20 protein-coding genes and 2 pseudogenes are annotated in these 21,672 nt (G+C 72.4%); 11 read left to right on the forward strand and 11 right to left on the reverse strand.

The features are described 5' to 3' along the window. Nucleotides 1–26 precede the first annotated feature (26 nt). Nucleotides 27–1,481, reverse strand: coding sequence for an MFS transporter (locus tag IG90_RS0120165; protein WP_030586115.1), 1,455 nt, complete (start codon nucleotides 1,479–1,481; stop codon nucleotides 27–29). 107 nt (nucleotides 1,482–1,588) lie between these two features. Between IG90_RS0120165 and IG90_RS0120170 the strand changes: the two genes are divergently transcribed. Both IG90_RS0120170 and IG90_RS0120175 read left to right on the forward strand, forming a co-directional pair. After that, a complete protein-coding gene (locus IG90_RS0120170; RefSeq protein WP_030586118.1) occupies nucleotides 1,589–2,215 on the forward strand; it encodes a TetR/AcrR family transcriptional regulator in 627 nt (208 codons plus the stop codon). Between the two features lie 146 nt (nucleotides 2,216–2,361). Further along, nucleotides 2,362–3,384 (forward strand): hypothetical protein, encoded by a 1,023-nt coding sequence (locus tag IG90_RS0120175; protein ID WP_030586120.1) that lies wholly within the window; start codon nucleotides 2,362–2,364, stop codon nucleotides 3,382–3,384. A gap of 30 nt (nucleotides 3,385–3,414) precedes the next feature. On the opposite strand, the gene IG90_RS0120180 is transcribed toward IG90_RS0120175, so the two are convergent. Further along, nucleotides 3,415–4,269 (reverse strand): PhzF family phenazine biosynthesis isomerase, encoded by an 855-nt coding sequence (locus IG90_RS0120180; protein ID WP_030586122.1) that lies wholly within the window; start codon nucleotides 4,267–4,269, stop codon nucleotides 3,415–3,417. Between the two features lie 315 nt (nucleotides 4,270–4,584). Continuing rightward, a complete protein-coding gene (locus tag IG90_RS0120190; protein WP_030586124.1) occupies nucleotides 4,585–5,340 on the reverse strand; it encodes an SDR family oxidoreductase in 756 nt (251 codons plus the stop codon). 144 nt (nucleotides 5,341–5,484) lie between these two features. On the opposite strand from IG90_RS0120190, the gene IG90_RS0120195 reads away from it, so the two are divergent. Continuing rightward, nucleotides 5,485–7,152: an alkaline phosphatase D family protein gene (locus IG90_RS0120195; RefSeq protein ID WP_030586126.1), complete on the forward strand. Its 1,668-nt coding sequence runs from the start codon at nucleotides 5,485–5,487 to the stop codon at nucleotides 7,150–7,152. 138 nt (nucleotides 7,153–7,290) lie between these two features. On the opposite strand, the gene IG90_RS0120200 is transcribed toward IG90_RS0120195, so the two are convergent. Then, the gene (locus IG90_RS0120200; RefSeq protein WP_030586128.1) at nucleotides 7,291–8,286 is read right to left on the reverse strand and encodes a Gfo/Idh/MocA family protein; all 996 of its coding nucleotides are present in this window, start codon (nucleotides 8,284–8,286) and stop codon (nucleotides 7,291–7,293) included. Between the two features lie 89 nt (nucleotides 8,287–8,375). On the opposite strand from IG90_RS0120200, the gene IG90_RS0120205 reads away from it, so the two are divergent. Beyond that, nucleotides 8,376–9,767, forward strand: coding sequence for a multidrug effflux MFS transporter (locus IG90_RS0120205; RefSeq protein ID WP_030586130.1), 1,392 nt, complete (start codon nucleotides 8,376–8,378; stop codon nucleotides 9,765–9,767). Nucleotides 9,768–9,787: 20 nt separating this feature from the next. On the opposite strand, the gene IG90_RS0120210 is transcribed toward IG90_RS0120205, so the two are convergent. Beyond that, a complete protein-coding gene (locus tag IG90_RS0120210; protein WP_030586131.1) occupies nucleotides 9,788–11,110 on the reverse strand; it encodes a hypothetical protein in 1,323 nt (440 codons plus the stop codon). Between the two features lie 229 nt (nucleotides 11,111–11,339). On the opposite strand from IG90_RS0120210, the gene IG90_RS0120215 reads away from it, so the two are divergent. Further along, nucleotides 11,340–12,338, forward strand: coding sequence for a small ribosomal subunit Rsm22 family protein (locus IG90_RS0120215; RefSeq protein ID WP_030586133.1), 999 nt, complete (start codon nucleotides 11,340–11,342; stop codon nucleotides 12,336–12,338). 252 nt (nucleotides 12,339–12,590) lie between these two features. Here the strand turns inward: IG90_RS0120215 and ddaH are convergent. After that, nucleotides 12,591–13,286: pseudogene (gene ddaH / locus IG90_RS0120220) on the reverse strand (dimethylargininase); the annotation flags it as partial. A 246-nt stretch (nucleotides 13,287–13,532) separates the two neighbouring features. Between ddaH and IG90_RS0120225 the strand changes: the two are divergent. Together IG90_RS0120225 and IG90_RS0120230 are read left to right on the forward strand one after the other, a co-directional pair. Continuing rightward, nucleotides 13,533–14,162, forward strand: a complete 630-nt coding sequence (locus tag IG90_RS0120225; protein WP_030586137.1) for a TetR/AcrR family transcriptional regulator — start codon at nucleotides 13,533–13,535, stop codon at nucleotides 14,160–14,162. A gap of 165 nt (nucleotides 14,163–14,327) precedes the next feature. Continuing rightward, nucleotides 14,328–15,074 (forward strand): bifunctional DNA primase/polymerase, encoded by a 747-nt coding sequence (locus IG90_RS0120230; RefSeq protein ID WP_030586139.1) that lies wholly within the window; start codon nucleotides 14,328–14,330, stop codon nucleotides 15,072–15,074. 80 nt (nucleotides 15,075–15,154) lie between these two features. On the opposite strand, the gene IG90_RS0120235 is transcribed toward IG90_RS0120230, so the two are convergent. Beyond that, on the reverse strand, nucleotides 15,155–16,168 hold the full coding sequence (locus tag IG90_RS0120235; RefSeq protein ID WP_030586141.1) for an SCO2278 family lipoprotein: 1,014 nt from the start codon (nucleotides 16,166–16,168) through the stop codon (nucleotides 15,155–15,157). Nucleotides 16,169–16,291: 123 nt separating this feature from the next. Between IG90_RS0120235 and IG90_RS0120240 the strand changes: the two genes are divergently transcribed. Further along, on the forward strand, nucleotides 16,292–16,981 hold the full coding sequence (locus tag IG90_RS0120240) for a PhzF family phenazine biosynthesis protein (protein ID WP_030586142.1): 690 nt from the start codon (nucleotides 16,292–16,294) through the stop codon (nucleotides 16,979–16,981). Between the two features lie 142 nt (nucleotides 16,982–17,123). Here IG90_RS0120240 and IG90_RS0120245 read toward each other — a convergent pair whose 3' ends face one another. After that, nucleotides 17,124–17,789: a biliverdin-producing heme oxygenase gene (locus IG90_RS0120245; RefSeq protein WP_030586153.1), complete on the reverse strand. Its 666-nt coding sequence runs from the start codon at nucleotides 17,787–17,789 to the stop codon at nucleotides 17,124–17,126. Nucleotides 17,790–18,029: 240 nt separating this feature from the next. Continuing rightward, complete coding sequence (map, locus tag IG90_RS0120250; RefSeq protein ID WP_030586154.1) at nucleotides 18,030–18,887, reverse strand: type I methionyl aminopeptidase; 858 nt, start codon at nucleotides 18,885–18,887, stop codon at nucleotides 18,030–18,032. Between the two features lie 58 nt (nucleotides 18,888–18,945). Between map and IG90_RS0120255 the strand changes: the two genes are divergently transcribed. Next, on the forward strand, nucleotides 18,946–19,182 hold the full coding sequence (locus tag IG90_RS0120255) for a hypothetical protein (protein ID WP_030586156.1): 237 nt from the start codon (nucleotides 18,946–18,948) through the stop codon (nucleotides 19,180–19,182). 101 nt (nucleotides 19,183–19,283) lie between these two features. Here the strand turns inward: IG90_RS0120255 and IG90_RS46005 are convergent. Next, nucleotides 19,284–19,454 (reverse strand): annotated as a pseudogene (locus tag IG90_RS46005) (MFS transporter); the annotation flags it as partial. Between the two features lie 276 nt (nucleotides 19,455–19,730). On the opposite strand from IG90_RS46005, the gene npdG reads away from it, so the two are divergent. After that, entirely contained in the window at nucleotides 19,731–20,441 is a 711-nt protein-coding gene (gene npdG / locus IG90_RS0120265; protein WP_030586158.1) for an NADPH-dependent F420 reductase, read from the forward strand. Nucleotides 20,442–20,542: 101 nt separating this feature from the next. Beyond that, the gene (locus tag IG90_RS0120270) at nucleotides 20,543–20,725 is read left to right on the forward strand and encodes a hypothetical protein (RefSeq protein ID WP_030586160.1); all 183 of its coding nucleotides are present in this window, start codon (nucleotides 20,543–20,545) and stop codon (nucleotides 20,723–20,725) included. Nucleotides 20,726–20,741: 16 nt separating this feature from the next. Here the strand turns inward: IG90_RS0120270 and IG90_RS0120275 are convergent, their stop codons facing one another. Further along, nucleotides 20,742–21,548, reverse strand: a complete 807-nt coding sequence (locus IG90_RS0120275; protein WP_030586161.1) for a site-2 protease family protein — start codon at nucleotides 21,546–21,548, stop codon at nucleotides 20,742–20,744. Between the last annotated feature and the right edge of the window lie 124 nt (nucleotides 21,549–21,672).

The following is a 21,672-nucleotide window of genomic DNA, read 5'->3' on the forward strand; positions in this document are numbered from 1 at the left end:
CCGCCCCCGAGCCGGTCCCGTTCGGCTCACGCCTCCGCCGCTGCCGGCCGGTCCCTTTCCGTCAGGAAGTACCCGGCGAGGAGGGCGCCGGCCAGGACCAGGGCGGAGTTCACGAGGATGGCGGTGGAGACGCCGGACAGTATCGCCTCGGGCCCCGTCACGGCCCCCGTCCGGGCGGTGACGACCGCGCTCATCACCGGGATGCCGAGGGCGATGCCGACCTGCTGGGTCATCGTCGCCAGCCCGGTGGCCCGCCCCTGCTCCTCGTCGGGCAGGCCCGAGGTGGCCGTGACCATGAAGCCGACGATCATCAGCATGTTGCCCACACCGCCGACGAAGGTGGCAGCCAGCAGGAGCCAGATCCAGGAGCCGGACGTGCCGAGGGCGACGAGGGAGAGCGTGGCGCCGGCCTGGACGACCCCGCCCAGCACGATGGCGCGCCGGTTGCCGAACCGGCCCACCGCCCGCCCGCCGAGCATCCCGCCGAAGACCGTGCCGACGCCCAGCACGCCGAAGGCGAGGCCGGTGGCCAGCGCGGAGTAGCCGAGGACCTCCTGGAGGTACAGGGTCAGCAGGAACACCAGCGAGGTCTCGGTGACGAAGGCGATCAGCCCGGCGGCGTTGCCCCAGACGACGCTCCGCCGCTTCAGGATGTGCATCGGGACGAGCGGCGCGGCGGCCCGCTGCTCGATGCGGACGAACGCGGTCAGGAGGACGGCGCCGGCGGCCAGGGCCGCCAGGGTGGTCGGGGCGGTCCAGCCGGTCTCGCCGGCCTGGGTGAGTCCGAGGACGAGCAGCAGCAGCCCGCCGGTGACGGTGACCGCGCCGGGCACGTCCAGCCGGGGCCGCCGCTCCGGCCGGGAGTCGGTGATCACGGACGGGGCCAGGACCACGACCAGGGCCGCGACCGGTACGTTGATGAAGAAGGCCCAGCGCCAGGAGAGCAGGTCCGTCAGGAGGCCGCCGAGGATCGCTCCGGCGGTGAACCCGGCCGACATCAGGGCCCCGTTGAGCCCCAGCGCCCGTTCGCGCAGCGGACCCTCCTTGAACGCGGTGGTGAGCAGCGCGAGTCCGGCGGGGGTGACGGCCGCGGTGGCCAGGCCCTGGAGCACGCGGGCGACGAGGAGGACCTCGGGCGAGGTGGCGAGGCCGCCGAGCGCGGAGGAGAGACCGAGGACGACCATGCCGCCGATGAACAGGTTCTTGCGGCCGACGAGGTCGGCGACGCGTCCGAAGAGCAGCGTGAATCCGGCGGCGGCGAGCGCGAAGGACGTGGCGATCCACTGGAGGTGGGCGAGGGAGAAACCGAGCCCTTCCCCGACGACGGGCAGCGCCACGTTCAGGATCGAGAAGTCCACCGCGATCATGAACTGGGAGCCGAGCAGCAGTGCCAGCACGAGCTTCTGGCGTCTCGTCATGCGGGGGCCGGCGACGCGGGGGACGGCCGTCGGCCCGGTGGATGCGGGAGCGGTACGGGACATGGCAGGGGTGCCTTCCTGAGCACGGAACGGCTTAACGGTTCTATGGTTCCGTTAAGGTGGTGTCACCGTAACAGGGGAAGCGTTGTTAATGGAACTGGAGACCCGTTATGACTTCTGAAGGTGTCGACGCCGACGGTGCGGAGCCGGGCACCGTGCGCCCCGGCGGCCGCACCGCACGGGTGCGGGAGGCGGTGCTGCGTGCGGCCGGGGACGCGCTGGTCGAGCACGGTTTCGACGGGCTCGACCTGGCCGACGTCGCCCGGCGGGCCGAGGTGGGCAAGACGACCGTCTACCGGCGCTGGTCCGCTCCCGCCGGGCTGGTGGCCGACCTGCTCACGGACATGGCCGAGCAGTCGCTGCCGCGCGCGGACACCGGATCGCTGGCCGGGGACCTCAGGGCCAACGCCCGCCTCGTGGTCCGCACGCTGACCGACCCCCGGCAGGGGCGCCTCTTCGTGGCCGTCATCGCCGCCGCCACCTGCGACCCACGGGCCGCCGACGCGCTGCACCGCTTCTACGCGGCGCGGATCGGGGAGTGGTCCGGCTGTGTCGAAGCGGCGGTCGAACGCGGTGAACTGCCCGCGGGCACGGACCCGGGCGAGGTGATCGCGGCGGTGTCGGCGCCGCTGTACTACCGGCTGCTCGCCAGTGGCGCTCCGCTGGACGAGGGGGCGGCCGACCGCGCCGCCGACGCGGCGGCCGCCGCTGCGCGAGCCGGTGTGTTCGTGCGGTGATTCGTGCTGCGAGAGGCACTGGAACGCCGGAGGGCTACCGGCTTCGAGGTGCGGGAACGTCTGAGGGCTATCGGCTTCGAGGCGCTGGAAACGCTCGACGGCGACCGGCTTCGAGGTGCCCGACGGCAGATCGATAAAGTGCCGGAATGATATTCGGTAAAGCCGGGTTCGGGGGTGCCGTCGCCGACTTCGAGGCCGCGGTGACGGCGCAGGACGCCAAACGGTCCGGCAAGGCGTTCGTCCGGTTGCAGGAGACGTTCGGGCAGGCCAGGGAGTCGGAGCTGCTGGACGGCGGGCCGCGGCTCGCCGCCGTACTGGAGCAGGTGCCGCCCGGCCCCCGTGCCGTCGTCGCCGTGCTCGTCGGGGCCTGCGTCGAACGCGGTGCGGACGCCGAGCGCTGCGCCCCGGGGGTGCTGGCCGGGCTGCGGTGGGCCCTGGAGCACGCCCTGGTGTTCACCGAGGCGTGGGCCGCGACCGGTGGCGGCGCGTTTCCCGCCCCGGACGGCGGCGAGCCGGGCCCGGAGCTCGTGGAGCGGGCCGGCTCCGACGCCGCCGTCGGCTGGTGGACGCTTCCCCAGTGGGAGATGGCCGCCGTCGCCATGCTGAACCACCCCGGCGTGCGGCGGGCGGCCGGCTCCCGGGGCGAGGTGCTGCGGCTGCTCGGCGCTGTGGAGCGCGCCTCCGGCCTGGAGCTGAAGTCCCTCGCCCACGCCCTCCTGGTGCTGGACGACGAACCGCTCGTCGTTCTCCACCGGACGAGCGGCACCGGCTATCTCCTGCGGTTCTCCGGCATCGGGGACAACTTCCAGCTGCACACCCTGCTCGCCGACGCGCTCATAGGCGGCGGCCATGTGGAGGGCCGCGCGCCCTCACCGCAGGAAGCGGCCGTCTGCCGGGAGACCCCCGGGCAGGTGGACACCGTGGGCTCCTTCGACCTGGTGGCCCCGGACGGCGGACCGATCTGGAACGAGGGCGCCCCGGCCGACATCCCCGTCGTCGACGGCGTCCGGCTGCTGGTCCTGGACGAGCCGTCCTACCGCCGGTCCTGGCCCGCGGGCCGCTTCTTCCCCGGCATGCGCGGGGACGTCCTGCTGGAGCGCGCCCTCGACCCGGAGGAGACGGAGCGCTGGTACGCCCACGTCTCCCCGGTCAAGGACGCCACCGCCTGAACCGGGCCGCCGGCCTCGGTGCCGCGGTCCTCAGCTGATCCGGGCGCCCGTTCCGCCGACCCGGACCCGGGCGTCGCCCGCGCGCAGTTCGACGGTGAGCGTGCCGGGGCGGCCCATGTCCTCCCCTTGGCGCAGGGTCAGCACGGCCGCATCCGGTACGAGCCCGAGCTCCCGTGCGTACGCGCCGAACGCCGCGGCCGCCGCGCCCGTCGCCGGGTCCTCGACGACCCCGCCCACCGGGAACGGGTCGCGGACGTGGAAGAGCTCCGGTCCCTCGCGCCACACCAGTTGCAGGGTGGTCAGGTCCAGCCGGTGCATCAGCGCTTCGAGGCGCGCGAAGTCGTAGTCCAGGTCCGCCAGCCGCTCCCGGGTGGCGGCGGCCAGCACCAGGTGCCGGGCCCCCGCGTAGGAGATCCGGGGCGGCAGGGCCGGGTCGAGATCGGTGGCCGCCCAGTCCAGGGCCGCCAGCGCCTCCGCCAGATCGGCCGCGGTGGTCTCCTCGACCTGCGGGACCACGCTGGTCAGGGTGGCGCGGAGTTCGCCGCCCTCCCGGACGACGGAGACCGGCACCTGGCCGGCGGCCGTGGCGAACTCCAGCTCGCCCGGCCCGTCGCGCTCCGCCAGGGCGAGCGCCGTGGCGACCGTGGCGTGGCCGCAGAACGGCACCTCGGCCTTCGGGCTGAAATAGCGGATCGTGTACGCGCCTTCGCCGGTCCGCCCCGTCAGGAACGCGGACTCGCTGTAGCCCACCTCCGCCGCGACGGCGAGCATCCGCTCCTCGTCCAGCCCGGAGGCGTCCAGGACGACACCGGCGGGGTTTCCCCCCGCGGGGTCGGCGGAGAAGGCGGTGTAGCGCAGGACTTCGGGCCCGTGATCAGGTGTCATGCAGCAGTCAACCGAGCCGCCGCTTCCGCCATTCCCGACCCGGTCCCGACCCCGATCCCGGTACGATGTATGACGTACGGCGGGTCGGCGGTACTGCGGCACGACGCGCGAACGGGCTGGTCGCGGCCCCCGGTACCGCGACCAGCCCTCCACGTGCGACCGGTCAGTGGCGGTTCTCGACGCCCTTGTCGGCCTTGGCGGACTTCTTCCAGGAGCAGGAGTCCTGGAGTTCCGCTTGTTCGGTCACGGGCGGGGAGATGCGCAAATCCGGTCACATGATGGCCAGTTCGCACCCGCAGGTGATCACGTGCGGGCTCAGCCTCGTCCGACGTACGGCATGTTCGTCGCCAGGACCGTGGCGAACTGGACGTTAGCCTCCAGCGGCAGTTCGGCCATGTGCAGCACCGTCCGCGCCACGTCGGACGCCGCCATCACCGGTTCCACCGCCAGCTCCCCGCCGGCCTGCAGGATCCCGGTCCGCATCCGCTCGGTCATCTCCGTCGCCGCGTTGCCGATGTCGATCTGCCCGCAGGCGATCCGGTAGGGGCGGCCGTCCAGTGACAGCGACTTCGTCAGCCCGGTGACCGCGTGCTTGGTCGCGGTGTACGCGATCGAGTGCGGGCGCGGCGCGTGGGCGGAGACCGAGCCGTTGTTGATGATCCGGCCGCCCTGCGGGTCCTGCTCCTTCATCTGCCGGTACGCCGCCTGCGCGCACAGGAACGCACCCGTCAGGTTCACGTCCACGACCGCCCGCCAGTCCTCGGCGGCGAGGTCCTCCAGCGGTACGCCGCCCGGGCCGAACGCGCCCGCGTTGTTGAACAGCAGGTCCAGCCGGCCGAACCGCTCCCGTACGGCGGTGAAGAGCGCCCCGACCTCGTCGGCGTCCGTCACGTCCGTGGTGACGCACAGCGCCTCGGTGTCCCCGGCGGCGGCCGCCGTCTCCGCCAGCGGCTCGGCCCGCCGGCCCGCGAGCGCGAGCGACCAGCCCGCACCCGCGAGGGTGAGCGCGACGGCCCGCCCGATCCCTGATCCCGCACCCGTGACGACGGCGACCTTCTGCTCCGTGTTCATGGCCCGGCAGCGTACGGGACAGGCCGGTGCACAGGGCACGCGGTGCTCATCGACCCGCCATGCGGATGTTGTGCACGCGACAACGGTGCGTCGTCGCGTGCGGCTGCCATGAATCCCGACAGCATCCGGGTTGAGGAGGGGCATATGACAGCCGCACGGACCATCATGACGCCCGATCAGAACGCCCGAGCGACCGAACTTGGCACCGCCGCGCGGTTACTCGAACCGGGGGTGGGGCGCCGGCGCTTCCTGACCGCCACCGGAGCCGCCGCCGCGCTCGCCTTCGCCGTGAACCTGCCCGCCGCCGGCACGGCGAGCGCCGCCGAACTCGACTCCCGACGGATCACCGAGGACCCGTTCACCCTCGGCGTCGCCTCCGGCGACCCGCACCCCGCGTCCGTCCTGATCTGGACCCGGCTCGCCCCCCGCCCCTACGAGCCGGGCGGCGGACTGCCGGGCGCGCGGGTCGAGGTGCGCTGGGAGGTGGCCCGCGACGAGCGCTTCCGCCGCATCGAGCGGCGCGGTTCGGTCACCGCCCACCCGGAGTTCGCGCACAGCGTCCGCGCCGAGGTCCAGGGCCTGGACTCCGGCCGGATCTACTACTACCGCTTCCGCACCGGCGGCTGGACCAGCCCGGCCGGCCGCACCCGCACCGCCCCGGCCCCCGGAACCCGTAACAGCTCCCTCACCCTGGCCGCCGTCTCCTGCCAGGCGTACCACGACGGGTACTTCACCGCCCACCGTCACCTCGCCGCCGAGGACGTCGACGTCGTCTTCCACCTCGGCGACTACCTCTACGAGTACGCCGTCACCGCCACCGGCGGCGCGCGCGACTACACCGACCGCACCCTCCCCGCGCACTACAACCGGGAGACGCAGAACCTGGAGGACTACCGGCTGCGCTACGCCCTCTACAAGTCCGACCCGGACCTGCGCGCCGCCCACGCCGCCCACCCCTTCGTCGTCACCTGGGACGACCACGAGACCGAGAACAACTACGCCGGCGAGACCCCGGAGAACGACGTACCCCCCGAGGAGTTCCTGCTGCGCCGGGCCGCCGCGTACCGCGCGTACTGGGAGAACCAGCCGCTGCGCACCCCGCAGCGCCCCACCGGACCCGACATGCGGCTCTACCGCCGCCTGAAGTTCGGGCGGCTCGCCCAGTTCGACATCCTCGACACCCGCCAGTACCGCAGCGACCAGGCGTACGGCGACGGCTGGCGCACCCCCGGCCCCGAGTCCGAGGACCCCGCGCGCACCATGACCGGGGCCGCCCAGGAGCGCTGGCTGATCGACGGCTGGCGCGCATCGGACGCCACCTGGAACGTCGTCCCGCAGCAGGTCACCTTCGCCCGGCGGCGCAACGTGCCCACCGACGCCTACAAGCTGTCCATGGACTCCTGGGACGGCTACCCGGCCTCCCGGCAGCGGGTGCTGGCCGGGGCCGAGGCCGCCGGGGTGGACAACCTGATGGTCCTCACCGGCGACGTCCACGTCTCCTACGCCTTCGACCTCAAGAAGGACTTCGACGACCCCGCCTCGCGGACCGTCGGCACGGAGATCGTCACCACCTCGATCTCCAGCGGCAAGGACGGCGCGGACCGGCCCGCCAACTGGGAGAACCAGACCCGCGCCAACCCGCACCTGAAGCACTACAACGGGCGGCGCGGCTACGCGCTCGTCACCCTCGGCACGAAGGAGGCCCGCGCCGACTTCCGTACGGTGGCGGCCGTCACGACCCCCGGAGCACCGTCCGCCACCGCCGCCTCCTTCGTCACGGAGGCGGGCAACCCGGGGCTCACGCCCGCGTAAGCATCACGCCCGCGCGAAGCCGCGCCCGCGCGAAGCCGCGCCCGCGCGAAGCCGCGCCCGCGCGAAGCCGCGCCCGCGCGAAGCCGCGCCCGCGCGAAGCCTCGCGCCCACGTAACGTCTCACGCCCGCGTCAGCGGGTCAGCGGTCCGCCGGGTAGCGGACGCCGATGCGGTCCCGCACCGCGTCGAGCGTCCGCATCACCGCCAGCGAACCCTCCAACGGGACGAGCGGGGACTCCAGCTCGCCCGCCCGCACCGCGCGCATCACCTCGGCGGCCTCGTACTGCATGCCCGAGAGCCCCAGCGGGCCGGGACCCGACGTGATCGTCTCCGGCTCCTTCCCCGCCCGCCGCAGGACGAAGTGGTCCGGGTGGAAGAAGTCGCGCGGGATGTCGATCCGCCCGGCCGTGCCGATCACGGTCGCCGCCGTCGGGTGGTGGCCGACGATCGAGCAGGACAGCAGCGCGGTCGCGCCCGAGTCCCAGCCGAGCAGCATCCCTGTGTTCAGGTCGACGCCCTCCGGGGAGAGCAGCGCGTCCGCCTGCACCCGGTCCGGCTCGCCGAGCAGCAGATGCGCGAACGACACCGGGTAGACCCCGAGGTCCAGCAGCGCCCCGCCGCCCAGGCCCGGATCGCGCAGCCGGTGCCCCGGAGCGAAGTCGCCCGCGAAGCCGAAGTCCGCCTGTACGGTACGGACCTCGCCGATCGCCCCGTCCCGTACCAGCTCGGTCAGCCGGCGGACCACCGGGTTGACGTAGGTCCACATGGCCTCCATCAGGAACAGGCCGCGTTCCCGGGCCAGCGCCACCAGTTCCCCCGCCTCCCGGCTGTTGAGCGTGAAAGCCTTCTCGCACAGCACATGCCTCCCGGCCTTCAGCGCCAGCCCGGCCGCCGCGTGGTGCGCCGAGTGCGGCGTGGCCACGTACACCACGTCCACCTCGTCGTCGGCGACGAGCTCCGCCCAGCTGCCGTAGGCCCGCCCGATCCCGTGCCGCTCGGCGAAGGCCCGCGCCGAGGCCTCCGTCCGGGAGGCCACCGCCACCACCTCGGCGTCGGGCAGTTTCCGCACGTCCGCCGTGAAGGTCGCGGCTATGCCGCCCGTCGCCAGAACACCCCAGCGCACCGTCCCACCCATGCCCGCCACCCCAGCCCGCCCGATGAAGGTATCGACCACTCCGGTCGAGCTGAGAGCATAGATGCGGATTCAACGATGTGGAGAAGAGAATGCCGGACAGCGGCGGCAGCCGGGCCCAGCGAGCACACATACCCACCTCCGGGACCGGTCCCGGAGCCGACGGCGACCCGGCCGTCCCGCACGGTGACGCGGGCGCCCTCTCCGTCGACCCGGCAGCCCCGCAGGTCACCGCCCCCGCCGGCCTCCCCGGCCCGGCGGCGAAGGCGGCCCGGCGCACCGGGCTCCTGGTCACCATGGTCCTCGGCGGACTCACCGCACTGCCGCCGCTGTCCATGGACATGTACCTCCCGGCACTCCCCGCCGTCACCGACTCCCTGAGCGCCCCCGCCGCCACCGTCCAGCTCACGCTGACCGCGTGCCTGGCCGGGATGGCGCTCGGCCAGCTCGTCGTCGGACCGATGAGCGACCGCTGGGGCCGCCGCAAGCCGCTGCTCCTGGGCATGGTCGTCTACGTCCTCGCCACCGCGATCTGTGCCCTGGCCCCCACCGCCGGACTCCTCATCGGCTTCCGCCTCCTCCAGGGGCTCGCGGGCGCGGCCGGCATCGTCATCGCCCGGGCCGTGGTCCGCGACCTCTACGACGGCGTGGAGATGGCCCGGTTCTTCTCCACCCTGATGCTGATCTCCGGCGCCGCCCCGATCATCGCGCCGCTGATCGGCGGCCAGGTCCTGCGGGTCACCGACTGGCGCGGCATCTTCGTCGTCCTGACCGGCGTCGGCATCGCGCTCACCCTCGTCGTCTGGAAATGGCTGCACGAGACGCTGCCGCCCGCCGACCGCCACACCGGCGGGGTCACCGACGCCCTGCGCACCATGCGCGGGCTGCTCGCCGACCGGGTCTTCACCGGCTACATGATCGCGGGCGGTCTCGCCTTCGCCGTCCTGTTCGCGTACATCGCCGCCTCCCCGTTCGTCGTGCAGGAGATCTACGGGGCCTCGCCCCAGACCTTCAGCCTGCTCTTCGGGCTCAACTCGATCGGCCTGATCGCCGTCGGGCAGATCAACGGCAAGCTGCTCGTGGGCCGGTTCCGCCTCGACAAGGTGCTCGGCTTCGGCCTCGCGGTGATCGTGCTGGCCGCCGTCGCGCTGCTGCTCATGACGACCGGCGTCTTCGGCGAGGTCGGCCTCGTGCCGGTCGCGGCCGGGCTGTTCGTGCTGATGTCGGCGATGGGTCTCGCGATGCCGAACACCAACGCCCAGGCCCTGATGCGGACCAAGCACGCGGCGGGCTCCGCGTCCGCGCTGCTCGGCACGTCCTCGTTCCTCATCGGCGCCATCGCCTCACCGCTGGTCGGCATCGCGGGGGAGGACACCGCCGTCCCGATGGCCGTCGTCCAGGTGGTGTGCGCGGTGTCGGCGGTGGCCTGCTTCCTGCTCCTGTGCCGCCCCTGGCAGCGTACGCGCGAGGCCGGCGGCCTCTGAGGGAGCCGGCCGGGGCGGATTCAGCCCGTGCGCGGGTAGCCGATCAGATGCGTGCGGTCCTGCCGGTCGGTCCAGCGGAACACCCCGACCCCCGTCGTCTCCGTCCCCGGCAGCCGGGCGTTGCGCGACAGCCGTTCGGTGCTCCAGGTGGCGAAGTCCATCGAGACCGGGAGCCCGCCGCCGGACAGCGCCTCCGAGGCGTCGCGCGCGTTCTCGGCCCCGTACGCGATGCCGTCGTCCGTCACGGTGGCCAGCGTCAGATGAGCCGTGCCGCCCTCGTCCTCGAAGCAGCGGCCCTGCTTCGCCTCCAGGTCGAAGGCCAGGTTCCCGGCGATCAGGTAGTCGCCCGAGGGGGAGAGGACCGCCTGCGGGTAGCGCCCCGGCTTTATGGCGGGCTTGTGGCACTCCACCGAGGTGAGCACCTCGCCGGTCGCCGCGTCGTGCACCGCCCACAGCTCGTGGGTCGCCGCCCGCTTGGTCTTCTTCGCGGGCGCCCACTTCGCCAGCACCTGGTCCGGGGTCGTCGACGTCACCACCCCGCTGCCCTTGTCGGTGCCCTTGGGCGCGACGTTCCGGCTGAACCAGCCGCCGTGCACCCAGAACTCCCGTGCCCCGCCCAGCAGCAGCCCCCCGGCGGCCTGGCCGTGCACCTCGGTGAGCTGCTTGCAGGCCGGGCAGCCCTTGGGGTACTTCACCTCGCCCGCGCCCAGTTCGGACACCTCACCGGTGACCGGGTCGACCAGGGTGCTGTTCGCCTTCGCGTCGCTGATCACGATGTCCGGACCGGTCGTATGGACGTCCGGGGCCCCGGACCACGGCACCTCGACGCGCTGCCGGTTCCCGTTCGTCACGTCGTACAGATCGAGCGCGAGGAAGGTGCTCGCCGGTGACAGGCCGTCGCCGGCCTTCCCGTAGGACCAGGTCACGAAGAACTGCCGGTCGCCCTTGGCCACCGTGGCGAGCTTCGGGAAGTGCAGCGGGTCCGGCGGCCGCCAGGCCTTGCCCCGCCAGCCCAGCTCGCCGGTGGCCGTGTCGACGGTGCGCAGCCGGTAACGGTTCCCGTCGGCCCGCTCCAGATAGGCCAGCAGACCCGTCGCATGGGAGACGGCGACGTCGGGGGAGGAGCCGATGATCTCCCAGCCCCGGTCCGTCGTGTACTGCGGCGGAACGGTCAGCCGGGTCACCGGCCCCGCGCTCGGCAGCACGGGCTTCGCCGTCCCGGTGGCCGCGCCGTCCTTCCCGCCGTCGTCGCCGGGACTGCCGCCGCAGGTGGCCAGCAGCAGGAGCAGGGCGAGAAAGGCCACCCCGCCGACCAGCGTCAGCCGCACGATCTTCTGCCTCATGGCTCCCCCGCTGGACCATCTTGATCTGGTGCCGTGCACGCGCGGGCAAGCGTAGCAACAGGCGCGCGGAGGCGTGGAGTTCGTTGGATTCCCGTTCCGTGCCGGTTACGTGAAGCCTTGGTGCGGCCCCGCCTGGCATCCCGCGCCGCCCGCGCAGACTCTCCGTACCCCCTCCGGCCCCGGCGGAGCGGAATGCGTCCGCCGGGTCGCCTCCGCCTACAATTCGGCGGTGAACGTCACCCTCCCCACCGCACAGTCCCTGCGCGCCGCGCTGGCCGGGCTGCTCGACGGACTGCCGCCCAAGCAGGCCACGCAGGCCGTCGACCGGCTGATCGCCAGCTACCGCGGGGAGACCCCGACGAACGCCCCGATCCTGCGGGACCGCTCCGACGTCGTCGCGTACGCCGCGTACCGGATGCCCGCCACCTTCGAAGCCGCACGGTCCGCCCTCGACGCCCTGGCCGAGGCCGCGCCCGACTGGACGCCCGCCACGCACACCGACGTGGGGGGCGGCACGGGCGCGGCGAGCTGGGCGGTGGCCGGGGCCTGGGAGGGCGCGGCCACCACCGTCCTGGACTGGGCCGAACCGGCCCTCGCGCTCGGCCGCGAACTGGCCGAGGCCTCCGGGGTGGCCTCGCTGCGCGACGCCCGCTGGGAGCGGGCCCGGATCGGTGCGGCGCTGGAGCTGGACCCGGTGGACCTGGTCACCGTCAGCTACGTACTCAAGGAGCTGACCGCCCAGGCCAGGACCGAGCTGGTCGACGCGGCGGCGGCCGCCGGGCAGGCGGTGGTGATCGTGGAGGCCGGCACCCCCGACGGATACGCCCGGATCATCGAGGCCCGCGACCGGCTGATCGCCGCCGGGCTGCGCATCGCGGCCCCCTGCCCGCACAGCGACGCCTGCCCGATCGAGCCCGGGTCCGACTGGTGCCACTTCTCGGCCCGGGTCAGCCGCTCCTCGCTGCACCGGCAGGTCAAGGGCGGCTCGCTGAGCCACGAGGACGAGAAGTTCGCTTACGTCGTCGCCACCCGCTTCCCCGCCGCCCCGACGGCAGGCCGGATCACCCGCAGGCCGCAGATCCGCAAGGGCCAGGTGCTGCTGGAGCTGTGCACGAGGGACGAGGGCCTGGCCCGCTCCACGGTCACCAAGCGCCACGGCGAGCTGTACCGGGCGGCCAGGGACGTCGCCTGGGGCGACCCCTGGCCGCCCGCCGGCCCCACCGACTAGGTGTATCGACCCGCAGGGCGGCCGCGCCGCGTCAGGTACGTGCTCTCCGCGTGCCGGCCCCGGGCCCTCGTACTGGACGTAATCGGGTCCGGGGTCGGTGCGGCGAGAGTGCGTGCATGGCGTCGTGAGGCAGACGGGAATGGTCAGACAGGGCTAGGGCGTGTTGCGAAAGTCCCGCCTGCTCGGCGACGCCTGGCACGCACGCTCGCCGCGTTGTCGGGATCACCCCGATACATCCAGTATCGGGGCGACCCTCCGCCTTGCGACCGAGTTGAGGCCGAACGCCGCCGCGTCCGCCTCCCGGGCGAGCAGCGCGTCCGGGAACAGCCGGCGCAACACCGCCCGGCTGCCGGGCGAGAAGGCGTCCGGGTAGTACATGATCTCGTCGGCCGCCGCGTCCAGCACGCACAGCGCGGTGTCCAGGTGGTAGTAGCGCGGATCCACCAGATCGAGCCCGACGACCGGCAGCCCGAAGAACTCCTGGGCCTCGGCGTGCGAGAGCGGGCTGGAGCGGAAGCCGCGCCCGGCCAGCAGGTACGAGGCGGTGACGGCGAAGTCCCCCTCGCCCTCGTTGACGTGCTCCGGCTCCTGGACCTCGGTGAAGCCCTGCTCCCGGAACCAGTCCCGGTGCGCCCCGGCCTCCTCGAACCGCTCCCGGTACGCGAACAGCGCGCCGAGCACCCGGCCGCCGATCACCGTGGCCCCGTTGGCGGCGAAGACCATGTCCGGCAGGTCGGGGCGGGGCGTGAGCAGCTCGACGGTGTGGCCGAGGGAGCGGTAGCGGTCGCGCAGGTCCTCCCACTGGGTCTGGGCCAGCGGCAGGTCGACGGGTTTGGACGGGTCCATCCACGGGTTGATGGAGTAGGTGACCCGGAAGTGCGTCGGTGCGCACATCAGGTAGCGACGAGGGGTGGCGTCACGGTTCAACTCGGGCTCCTCGCGAACGGCGGCGGTGGCCGCGGAACGGTGGGATGCGCACGGTCTGTGCGTGAGCCCATGGTGCGCCGTGCGCGCCGGATCCGCAGTGATCCGATCGGGTGGTTCACCGGACGGCCCGGTCAAGGCCACCAAGACGATACGCACCAGGACCAGGCCGATACGCACCAGGACCAGACCGATACGTACCGGCACCAAGGACGAAACGTACCGCACCAAGACGAAACGTATCGGCTCGTCCAGCGCTAGATTGGCTGTATGGCACCCACCAAGGCACCCGACTCCAGCCGCCGCAGCGACCGCTCCCGCCGCGCGATCCACGACGCCGCTCTCGCTCTCGTCGGGGAGGTGGGCTACCGGCGCACGACGATCGAGGGTATCGCCGCCCGCGCCGGGGTCGGCAAGCAGACCATCTACCGCTGGTGGCCCTCCAAGGCCGCCGTGCTGATGGAGGCCTTCCTGGACCTGGCGGGCAGGGCCGCCGAGGGGGCCGGAGGGCAGTCCGGCGAGACCGCGCAGGGCATCCCCGACACCGGCGATCTGGCCGCCGACCTCAAGCTCGTCCTGCGGGCCACCGTCGACGAGCTGAACGACCCGGCGCTGGAGATCCCCACCCGCGCGCTGACCGCCGAGGGCATCGTGGACGCGAAGCTGGGCGCCGAATTCGTCGAGAAGCTGCTCGAACCGCAGCTCGCGTTGTATGTCACACGGCTGCGGGCCGCCCAGGAGGCCGGGCACGTGCGCGCCGACGCCGATCCCCGGATCGCCCTGGAGCTGCTCGTCGGCCCGCTGATGCACCGCTGGCTGCTCCGGACCCGGCCGCTGACCCATGCGTACGCCGACGCGATCGTCGACCACACCGTCGGAGGCCTCGCCCCACGACCTTGATCCCCGTACCGCCGGCATATCCGGTATGTGGTGACATCGGGCGTGATGGTACTCACTCGGTGCAGTGGTACACGGCCCCGCTGGTGAACTCTGGCCACCCGAACCGCAGGATGGTGCGACGATGGACAGGCAACACTGAGGTGAACTGCTGAGGTGAGGGGATAGATGGGCGCCGATTCCGGCCGTTTCCGCGGCACAGAGAGCAGGATCTCCCAGTGGCTGCGGCGACGTCCCAAATCACCGGGGGCCGAGGCCGAGGAGACGGCCAGAGTGGCGCTGCTCCTGGCGGTCGCCGACGCGGGCATGCCCATCGCCCCCGCCGCCCACCCCCTCGGATACCGATGTTCGTGCGAGCGCATCGGCTGTCCCACCCCTGCCCGGCACCCCATCTCCTTCGCCTGGCAGACGCAGTCGACCACCGACCGTGCCCAGATCGAGCGCTGGGCCGTCGGCCAGCCGCTGGCCAACTTCATCACCGCGACCGGCATGATCCACGACGTGCTGGACGTCCCGCTCACCGCCGGCCGCAGCGCCCTGGAGCGGCTTCTCGACGCGGGCATCGACGTCGGCCCGGTCGCCCAGTCCGGCGAGGACCGGATGCTCTTCTTCACCGCCACCCGCGGTACCCCCGAGGACGAGGACGAGTGGTGGCCCTGCGAGCTGGACTGCCACCCCGAGACCATGGACGCCCACCCGGGCCTGCGCTGGCACTGCCGGGGCAGCTACGTCCTGCTGCCGCCCGCCCGGCTCCCCGGTGAGCTCGACGTCCGCTGGGTGCGCGGCCCCGAGCACGAGCTGCCCGACCCGCTGACCCTGCTGGAGACGCTCACCGACGCCTGTGCGCGGTACGCGGGCAGTGCCGAGCAGAGCGAGCTGGACCACGACTCGATCGCCTGGCCGCTGAGCCGCTGAGCGGCCTGTTCGCCCGAGCGGCCCGGTCGCCCGAGCCGTGTTCGACCGCCGGGCCGTGCACGGCCCGGCGGCCGGCGCCGCTATTCGCCCTTCGCCGCGACCAGACCCGGCAGCCGGTTCAGCATCCGCACCTTGCCGCCGGAGCCGGCGCCCGCGTCGGAACCGGCCGCCTCGGCGCGCGGCGGAACGTGCACCAGCTGGCTGGAGACCCGCTCCTTGGTGAGGCTGCTGTTCACCTCGCCGGTGAGCAGCGCCTTCACGTCCGCGTTGACCTCCGGCTTGAGCCCCTTCGCCGCGGTCTGCCGCTCGAAGTGCTTGCTGCTGAAGAAGACCAGCGCCCCGCCGTCCTCGGTGCGCAGCCCGAGCGGACCGAACGTCGCCCCGGTCAGCGGCTGGTCGATGTACTGGTACGAGAACCCCGCCCGCCGGGTGGTGCGGCGCGTCTCACGCCAGCCCGAGGTCGCCGTGCCCGGCGTGAACACATCGGGCTCGCCGTCCCGCAGATACGCCGTGTAGGAGGTGCTCAGGTCCGCCGGGGCGACGGCCAGCGCCTCGTCCTCCGGCTCCACCGGGATGGCGAGCCCGTCCTCGTCCAGGGTGAACTCCGGCACCTGGGACGGCTGGACGACCGCGAGATACGACGCCTTCCACAGCGCGTCGGGGCTCGACCGCACGAACACCACCAGCCAGCGGGTGTCCAGCTTCCCGCCGTCCTGGTCCCGGTTGGAGTCGGTGTCCGCGAGGAACCAGCGCGGCCAGCCCGCCTTCTTGGGAATGACGTACGTCGCGTCGTCCAGCACCAGCGGCTTGTGCGCCTTGTTGCCGTCGGGGTTGTACGTCTGCCGCGCCTTCAGCCCGGCCTGGTTGATCGCGCCGAGCGAACCCGTCACCCGGTCCGCGTCCAGCGCCGGATCGAACGCCTTGTCCGCCGCGTTGTAGGCCTCGGTGAAGTCCTTGAGCGCCTGCGCGGCCTCCGGCTTCTTCGCCCCGGGCAGCACTTCCAGCTCCCCGTGCACCGTCACACAGCCGCTCGCCGTCACGCACAGCACCGTCGCCGTCGCGAGCCCCGTCGTCAGTCGACCCAGCCTTGTCATCCGTTGCCTTCTGCGCCTTCTGATCCGTCGCCCGCACTGACCGTCGAAACCCTACCGGGCGGCGAACGGCGTGCGTACCCGCTCGGTTCCCGACCTGGCGCCGGGCAGTGCTTGAATGCCCCCGTGAACGACTACGACGTACCCCGGGGCATCGACGTCCTGCGGGTGTTCTGCGGACCCGACGGCCGGCACGGCAACGCCCTCGGCGTCGTACGCGACGGACGTGACCACCCCGACGAGGCGTCCCGGCAGCGGCTCGCCCGGCGACTCGGCTTCAGCGAGACCGTGTTCGTCGACGATCCGGAGCGCGGGCAGGTGGACATCCACGCCCCCGGGCTGCGGCTGCCGTTCGCCGGGCACCCGCTGGTGGGCATCGCCTGGCTGCTGGACCTGGAGGTCCTGGAACTGGCCGTCGGGGACGTGTTCGCGCGCCAGGACGGGGAGTTCACCTGGATCGCCGCCCGCCCCGAGTGGGTCCCGCCGCGCACGCTCCAGCAGTACGCGAGCGCCGCCGAGGTCGAGGCGCTGCCGGGACCGCCGCCCGGCGAGGGCTGGCTCTACGCCTGGGCCTGGGAGGACGAGGCCGCCGGGCGGGTGCGCGCGCGGGCCCTCCCGAGGCGCGGGGGGACCGGGGTCGTCGAGGACGAGGCGACGGGCGCGGCGGCCCTGCTGCTCAGCGCGCGACTCGGCCGGGCCCTCAACATCACCCAGGGACGCGGCTCCCAGATCCTCACCGCACCCGCCCCGGACGGCACGGTGGAGGTCGGGGGCCGCGTCCTGATGGCCCTGACGCATCTGCCCGCGGGCCGATAGGGCGTCAAACCCCTTATGGGGAGCGGCTTTCCCCCGTTCCTGCGGCAAAAGAGGAAAAGGGGCATGGGGGAGAGCCCACGGCTCCACCAGAACCTCCGGTGGATCCGTGCGCCGATACGCGTGCATTCACCCGCCGTTTCGTTCACGCGCTGAGCGGGAAGACCTCGCCCAGCTCGCGGAAGACCGCGGTGTTCAGCGCGAAGGCCCGCTTGCACTCCTCGATGATGCGCTGCCTCTCCAGGTCGTCCGCGTTCACCGCGTCCAGCAGCTCGCGGTAACCCCGCTTGAACGCGGCCGGGTTGGTGATCTCCTCGAAGACGTAGAACCGCACGCCGTCGCCCTTGCGCTCGAAGCCCCAGGTCTTCTCCGCCTTGTCACGGATGATCTGGCCGCCCGAGAGGTCGCCGAGGTAGCGCGTGTAGTGGTGGGCGATGTAACCGGCGGGCCAGGTGCGCGCACACTCCGTGACCCGGGCCGCGTAAGCGGCGGTGGCGGGCAGCGGCTCCAGGCCCTCGCGCCAGTCCGCCCCGCGCAGGTGGGCCAGGTCGCGCTCCAGCTCGGTGGAGCGCATCAGCTCGGGCTGTATGAACGGGCCCGCGACCGGGTCGTCGCGCAGAGCCTCCGAACCCTCCTCCAGCGCCCGGTACACGAACCACAGCTGCTCGGTGTAGCGCGTGTACGCGTCCACTCCCAGTCGCCCGCCGAGCAGGTCACTCATGAACGTCGAGGTCTCGGCCTCGGTGTGCTGCTCGTGCGACGCGGTACGGATGAGCGTCGAGAAGGGAGTGACGGTGGCGGTTGCGTCCAAGGCGGGCCTCCGGGGACCGAGGGGGACGGGAATCCAGGCAGAGACGGAGATATCGGCAGGCGACCGCCGCGACAGTGCGGCGGTGCGTGCCAGTAGTCCCGATCCTCCTGCTTAGGTTTACCTAAGTCAACTGGTTCCCGACTTCCTGTCGGTAAAAAGCTACGCCCGGAGGGAGTGAAGTGTGCGGTTATGAAGACTTCGGGGTGATGTGAACCGGTCTACGGGTGACTCACGGGGGATCTACGGGAGGGTGAGGATCTCCGCTCCGGTCTCCGTGACCACCAGCGTGTGCTCGAACTGGGCCGTCCGTTTCCGGTCCTTCGTCACCACGGTCCAGCCGTCCTCCCACAGGTCGTACTCGTGGGTGCCCAGCGTCAGCATCGGCTCGATGGTGAAGGTCATCCCCGGCTGCATCACCGTGGTGGCGTGCGGGCTGTCGTAGTGCGGGATGATCAGCCCGGAGTGGAACGAGGAGTTGATCCCGTGCCCGGTGAAGTCGCGGACGACCCCGTAGCCGAACCGCTTCGCGTACGACTCGATGACCCGGCCGATGACATTGATCTGACGCCCGGGCCTGACCGCCTTGATGGCCCGGTTGAGCGACTCCCGGGTGCGCTCGACCAGCAGCCGCGACTCCTCGTCCACGTCGCCGCAGAAGTAGGTGGCGTTGTTGTCGCCGTGCACCCCGTTGATGTACGCGGTGACGTCCAGGTTCACGATGTCGCCGTCGCGCAGCACGGTGGAGTCGGGGATGCCGTGACAGATGACCTCGTTGAGGGAGCTGCACAGCGATTTCGGGAAGCCCCGGTAGCCGAGCGTCGAGGGGTACGCGCCGTGATCGACCATGAAGTCGTGGGCGACCCGGTCGAGCTCGTCCGTGGTGACCCCCGGGGCGATGTGCCTGGCGGCCTCCTCCATCGCCTGCGCGGCGATACGGCCCGCGACGCGCATCCGCTCCACGGTATCGGCGTCCTGGATCTCCGGGCCGGTGTACGGCTTCGGAGCCGGCTTCCCCACGTACTCGGGACGCCGGATGTTTCCGGGTACGGAACGGACGGGAGTGATCTCCCCTGGTACGAGAAGCGACTGGCCAGACATGCCAGCGAGTCTAACCAGCGGCTCCGGGGCACCATGGCAGGGAGGAAAGGAACCGTCGATGGCCCTGTTCAAGAAGCGCACGGTCGGCAAACCGGGCGAATGGTACTACTGCCTGGAGCACAAGAAGGTCGAGGAGGGCCCGGAGTGCCCGGCCCAGAACCGCTTCGGCCCCTACACCTCCCGCGAGGCGGCACAACACGCGATGGACACGGCCCGCGACCGCAACCTGGAGTGGGACACGGACCCCAAGTGGCACGACGAGGACAAGGGCAGGTCAAGCCCTCCCGAGGGCTGACCTCAGCCCGTCCGGGGGCACCTCAGGCCCGTCCGGCGATCGAGGACATCTGTTCCGCCCCTCCGGCGCTTGAGGAGCGGGGGCGGGGGCGGAGCCCCGGGTCACCCCTCCACCCGGGCCCCCCGCCTCCGCACCGCATCCTCATCCGTCTCCGAGTCGTACCGCACCAGCTTCGGCAACGCGGCGGTCAGCAGCGCCACCGACGCCACACACGCCACCCCGCCCGTCCAGATCGCCGACCGGGTCCCCGTCCAGCCGGCCGGGCCGCCAGATGCCAGGGCTCGTACGCCTCGGTCCCCGCCAGCAGCAGGCCGCCGCCCCGGGGGACGACGGAGCCGCCCTGCGCCAGCGCGAACCGGCGGGCGTCCTGCGGCCACCGGGTCCCCGGCACATCGCGGAGCAGGGACACGTACGGCATCCATGGCCCGGCACCCTGCCCCGGCCGGGCCCGTCGGCTGCTCCCTCACCCGAACGGAGGGCCGCGCGGTGAGCGGAACCGCGGCCCCGGGGGCGGTTTCCCAGGCGCTACCTGGCAGTAGGGTCGGCCCATGACTACACAGGACAGCGGCAGCGCGCCCAAGCCCCCCGCCAAGGACCCCTGGGACCTTCCCGACGTCTCAGGTCTGAGCGTCGGCGTGCTCGGCGGGACCGGACCGCAGGGGCGTGGCCTCGCCTACCGGCTCGCCCGCGCCGGACAGCGGGTCACCCTCGGTTCCCGGGACGCGGCGCGAGCCGAACAGGCGGCGGCCGAACTGGGCTTCGGCGTCGAGGGCGCGGACAACGCGGAGTGCGCCCGGCGCAGCGACATCGTGATCGTCGCCGTGCCGTGGGACGGCCACGCCAAGACGCTTCAGTCCCTGCGCGAGGAACTCGCGGGCAAGCTCGTCATCGACTGCGTCAACCCGCTCGGCTTCGACAAGAAGGGCGCCTACGCCCTCAAACCGGAGGAGGGCAGCGCCGCCGAACAGGCCGCGGCCCTGCTGCCGGACTCCCGGGTCACCGCCGCCTTCCACCACCTCTCGGCCGTGCTGCTCCAGGACGAGTCCATCGAGGAGATCGACACCGACGTGCTGGTCCTGGGCGAGGCCCGGGCCGACACGGACCTGGTGCAGGCGCTGGCCGGCCGGATCCCCGGAATGCGGGGCATCTTCGCGGGCCGGCTCCGCAACGCCCACCAGGTCGAATCGCTGGTCGCCAACCTGATCTCGGTCAACCGCCGCTACAAGGCCCACGCCGGGCTGCGCACCACCGACGTCTGACCGGGCCACGCCGCCCGGGAGCGCTCCCCGGGGCAGGGCACAACGGGGCATGGGGGACACTGGACGGGACCGCGACCCGTTCCCGACAGGAGCCGACCCCCATGCCCCGCATCGCTCTCTACGCCCTCGTCGTCTGCGTCCTCGCCGCCGTGGCGGCCGTGGTCTCCTTCGCGCAGGGCAGCCTGCTCGGGATCGTCTGGGTGCTCATCGCGGGGCTCTCGTCGAACATGACCTGGTTCTACATCCGCAGGCACCGGCTGGCCGTCGCCGCCGACGCGGGCTGAACAAGGCGCCACGCGGTCAGCCCACCGCGCAGCCCGGATCCTGCTCGTCGAAGAGGCCCCGCCAGAAGCGGTACAGGTCGTAACCGCAGTACCGCTGGTACTCCTCGACGCCGAGTCCGCGCAGCAGTGCGTGGATCGCGTCGAAGAACGCGATGTTCACCTCGGGGATCCACAGGATGGCGAACACCGCGATCAGCCCGAACGGCGCGATCGGCTCCACCTGACGCCTGATCCGGTACGACAGCCAGGGCTCGATCATTCCGTAGCCGTCCAGCCCCGGAATCGGCAGGGAGTTCAGGATCGCCGCCGTCACCTGGAGCATCGCCAGGAACGCCAGCGCGTACCGGAAGGCGACCGGCACCCCGTCGAGCGCGTCCAGCCAGAACGGGGCCGTGCACACGATGGCGAAGGCCACGTTCGTCAGCGGGCCCGCCGCCGAGATCAGGCTGTGCTTCCACCGGCCGTGGATCCGGCCGCGTTCGATGTACACCGCGCCGCCGGGCAGCCCGATCCCGCCCATGATCACGAAGAGCACCGGCAGCACGATGCTGAGCAGCGCGTGCGTGTACTTCAGCGGGTTGAGCGTCAGATAGCCCTTCGACCCGACCGAGAGGTCCCCGCTGTGCAACGCGGTACGGGCGTGCGCGTACTCGTGCAGACAGAGCGAGACGATCCAGGCCCCGGTGACGAACAGGAAGACCGCGAAGCCGGTGGCGTCCGCGAAGCCCGTCCACACCGCCCAGCCCGCGACCGCGGTGACGGCGGCGATGCCGAGGAAGACCGGGCTGATCCGCCGGTCGCCGCGTTTGGCTGCGGTGGTCATCGGCACTCGACTCCTGGGATGGGATGGGATGGGGTGGGAGAGGGACAAGGCGCGGGGCCGGGAAGGGCGATCGTACGGTCCCGGCTGTTCGTACGGTCCGGCGGTTCGTGCCGTTCCCACGGTT

It is taken from the genome of Streptomyces anulatus, assembly GCF_000721175.1.
In the GTDB taxonomy this organism is placed as follows: domain Bacteria; phylum Actinomycetota; class Actinomycetes; order Streptomycetales; family Streptomycetaceae; genus Streptomyces; species Streptomyces anulatus_C.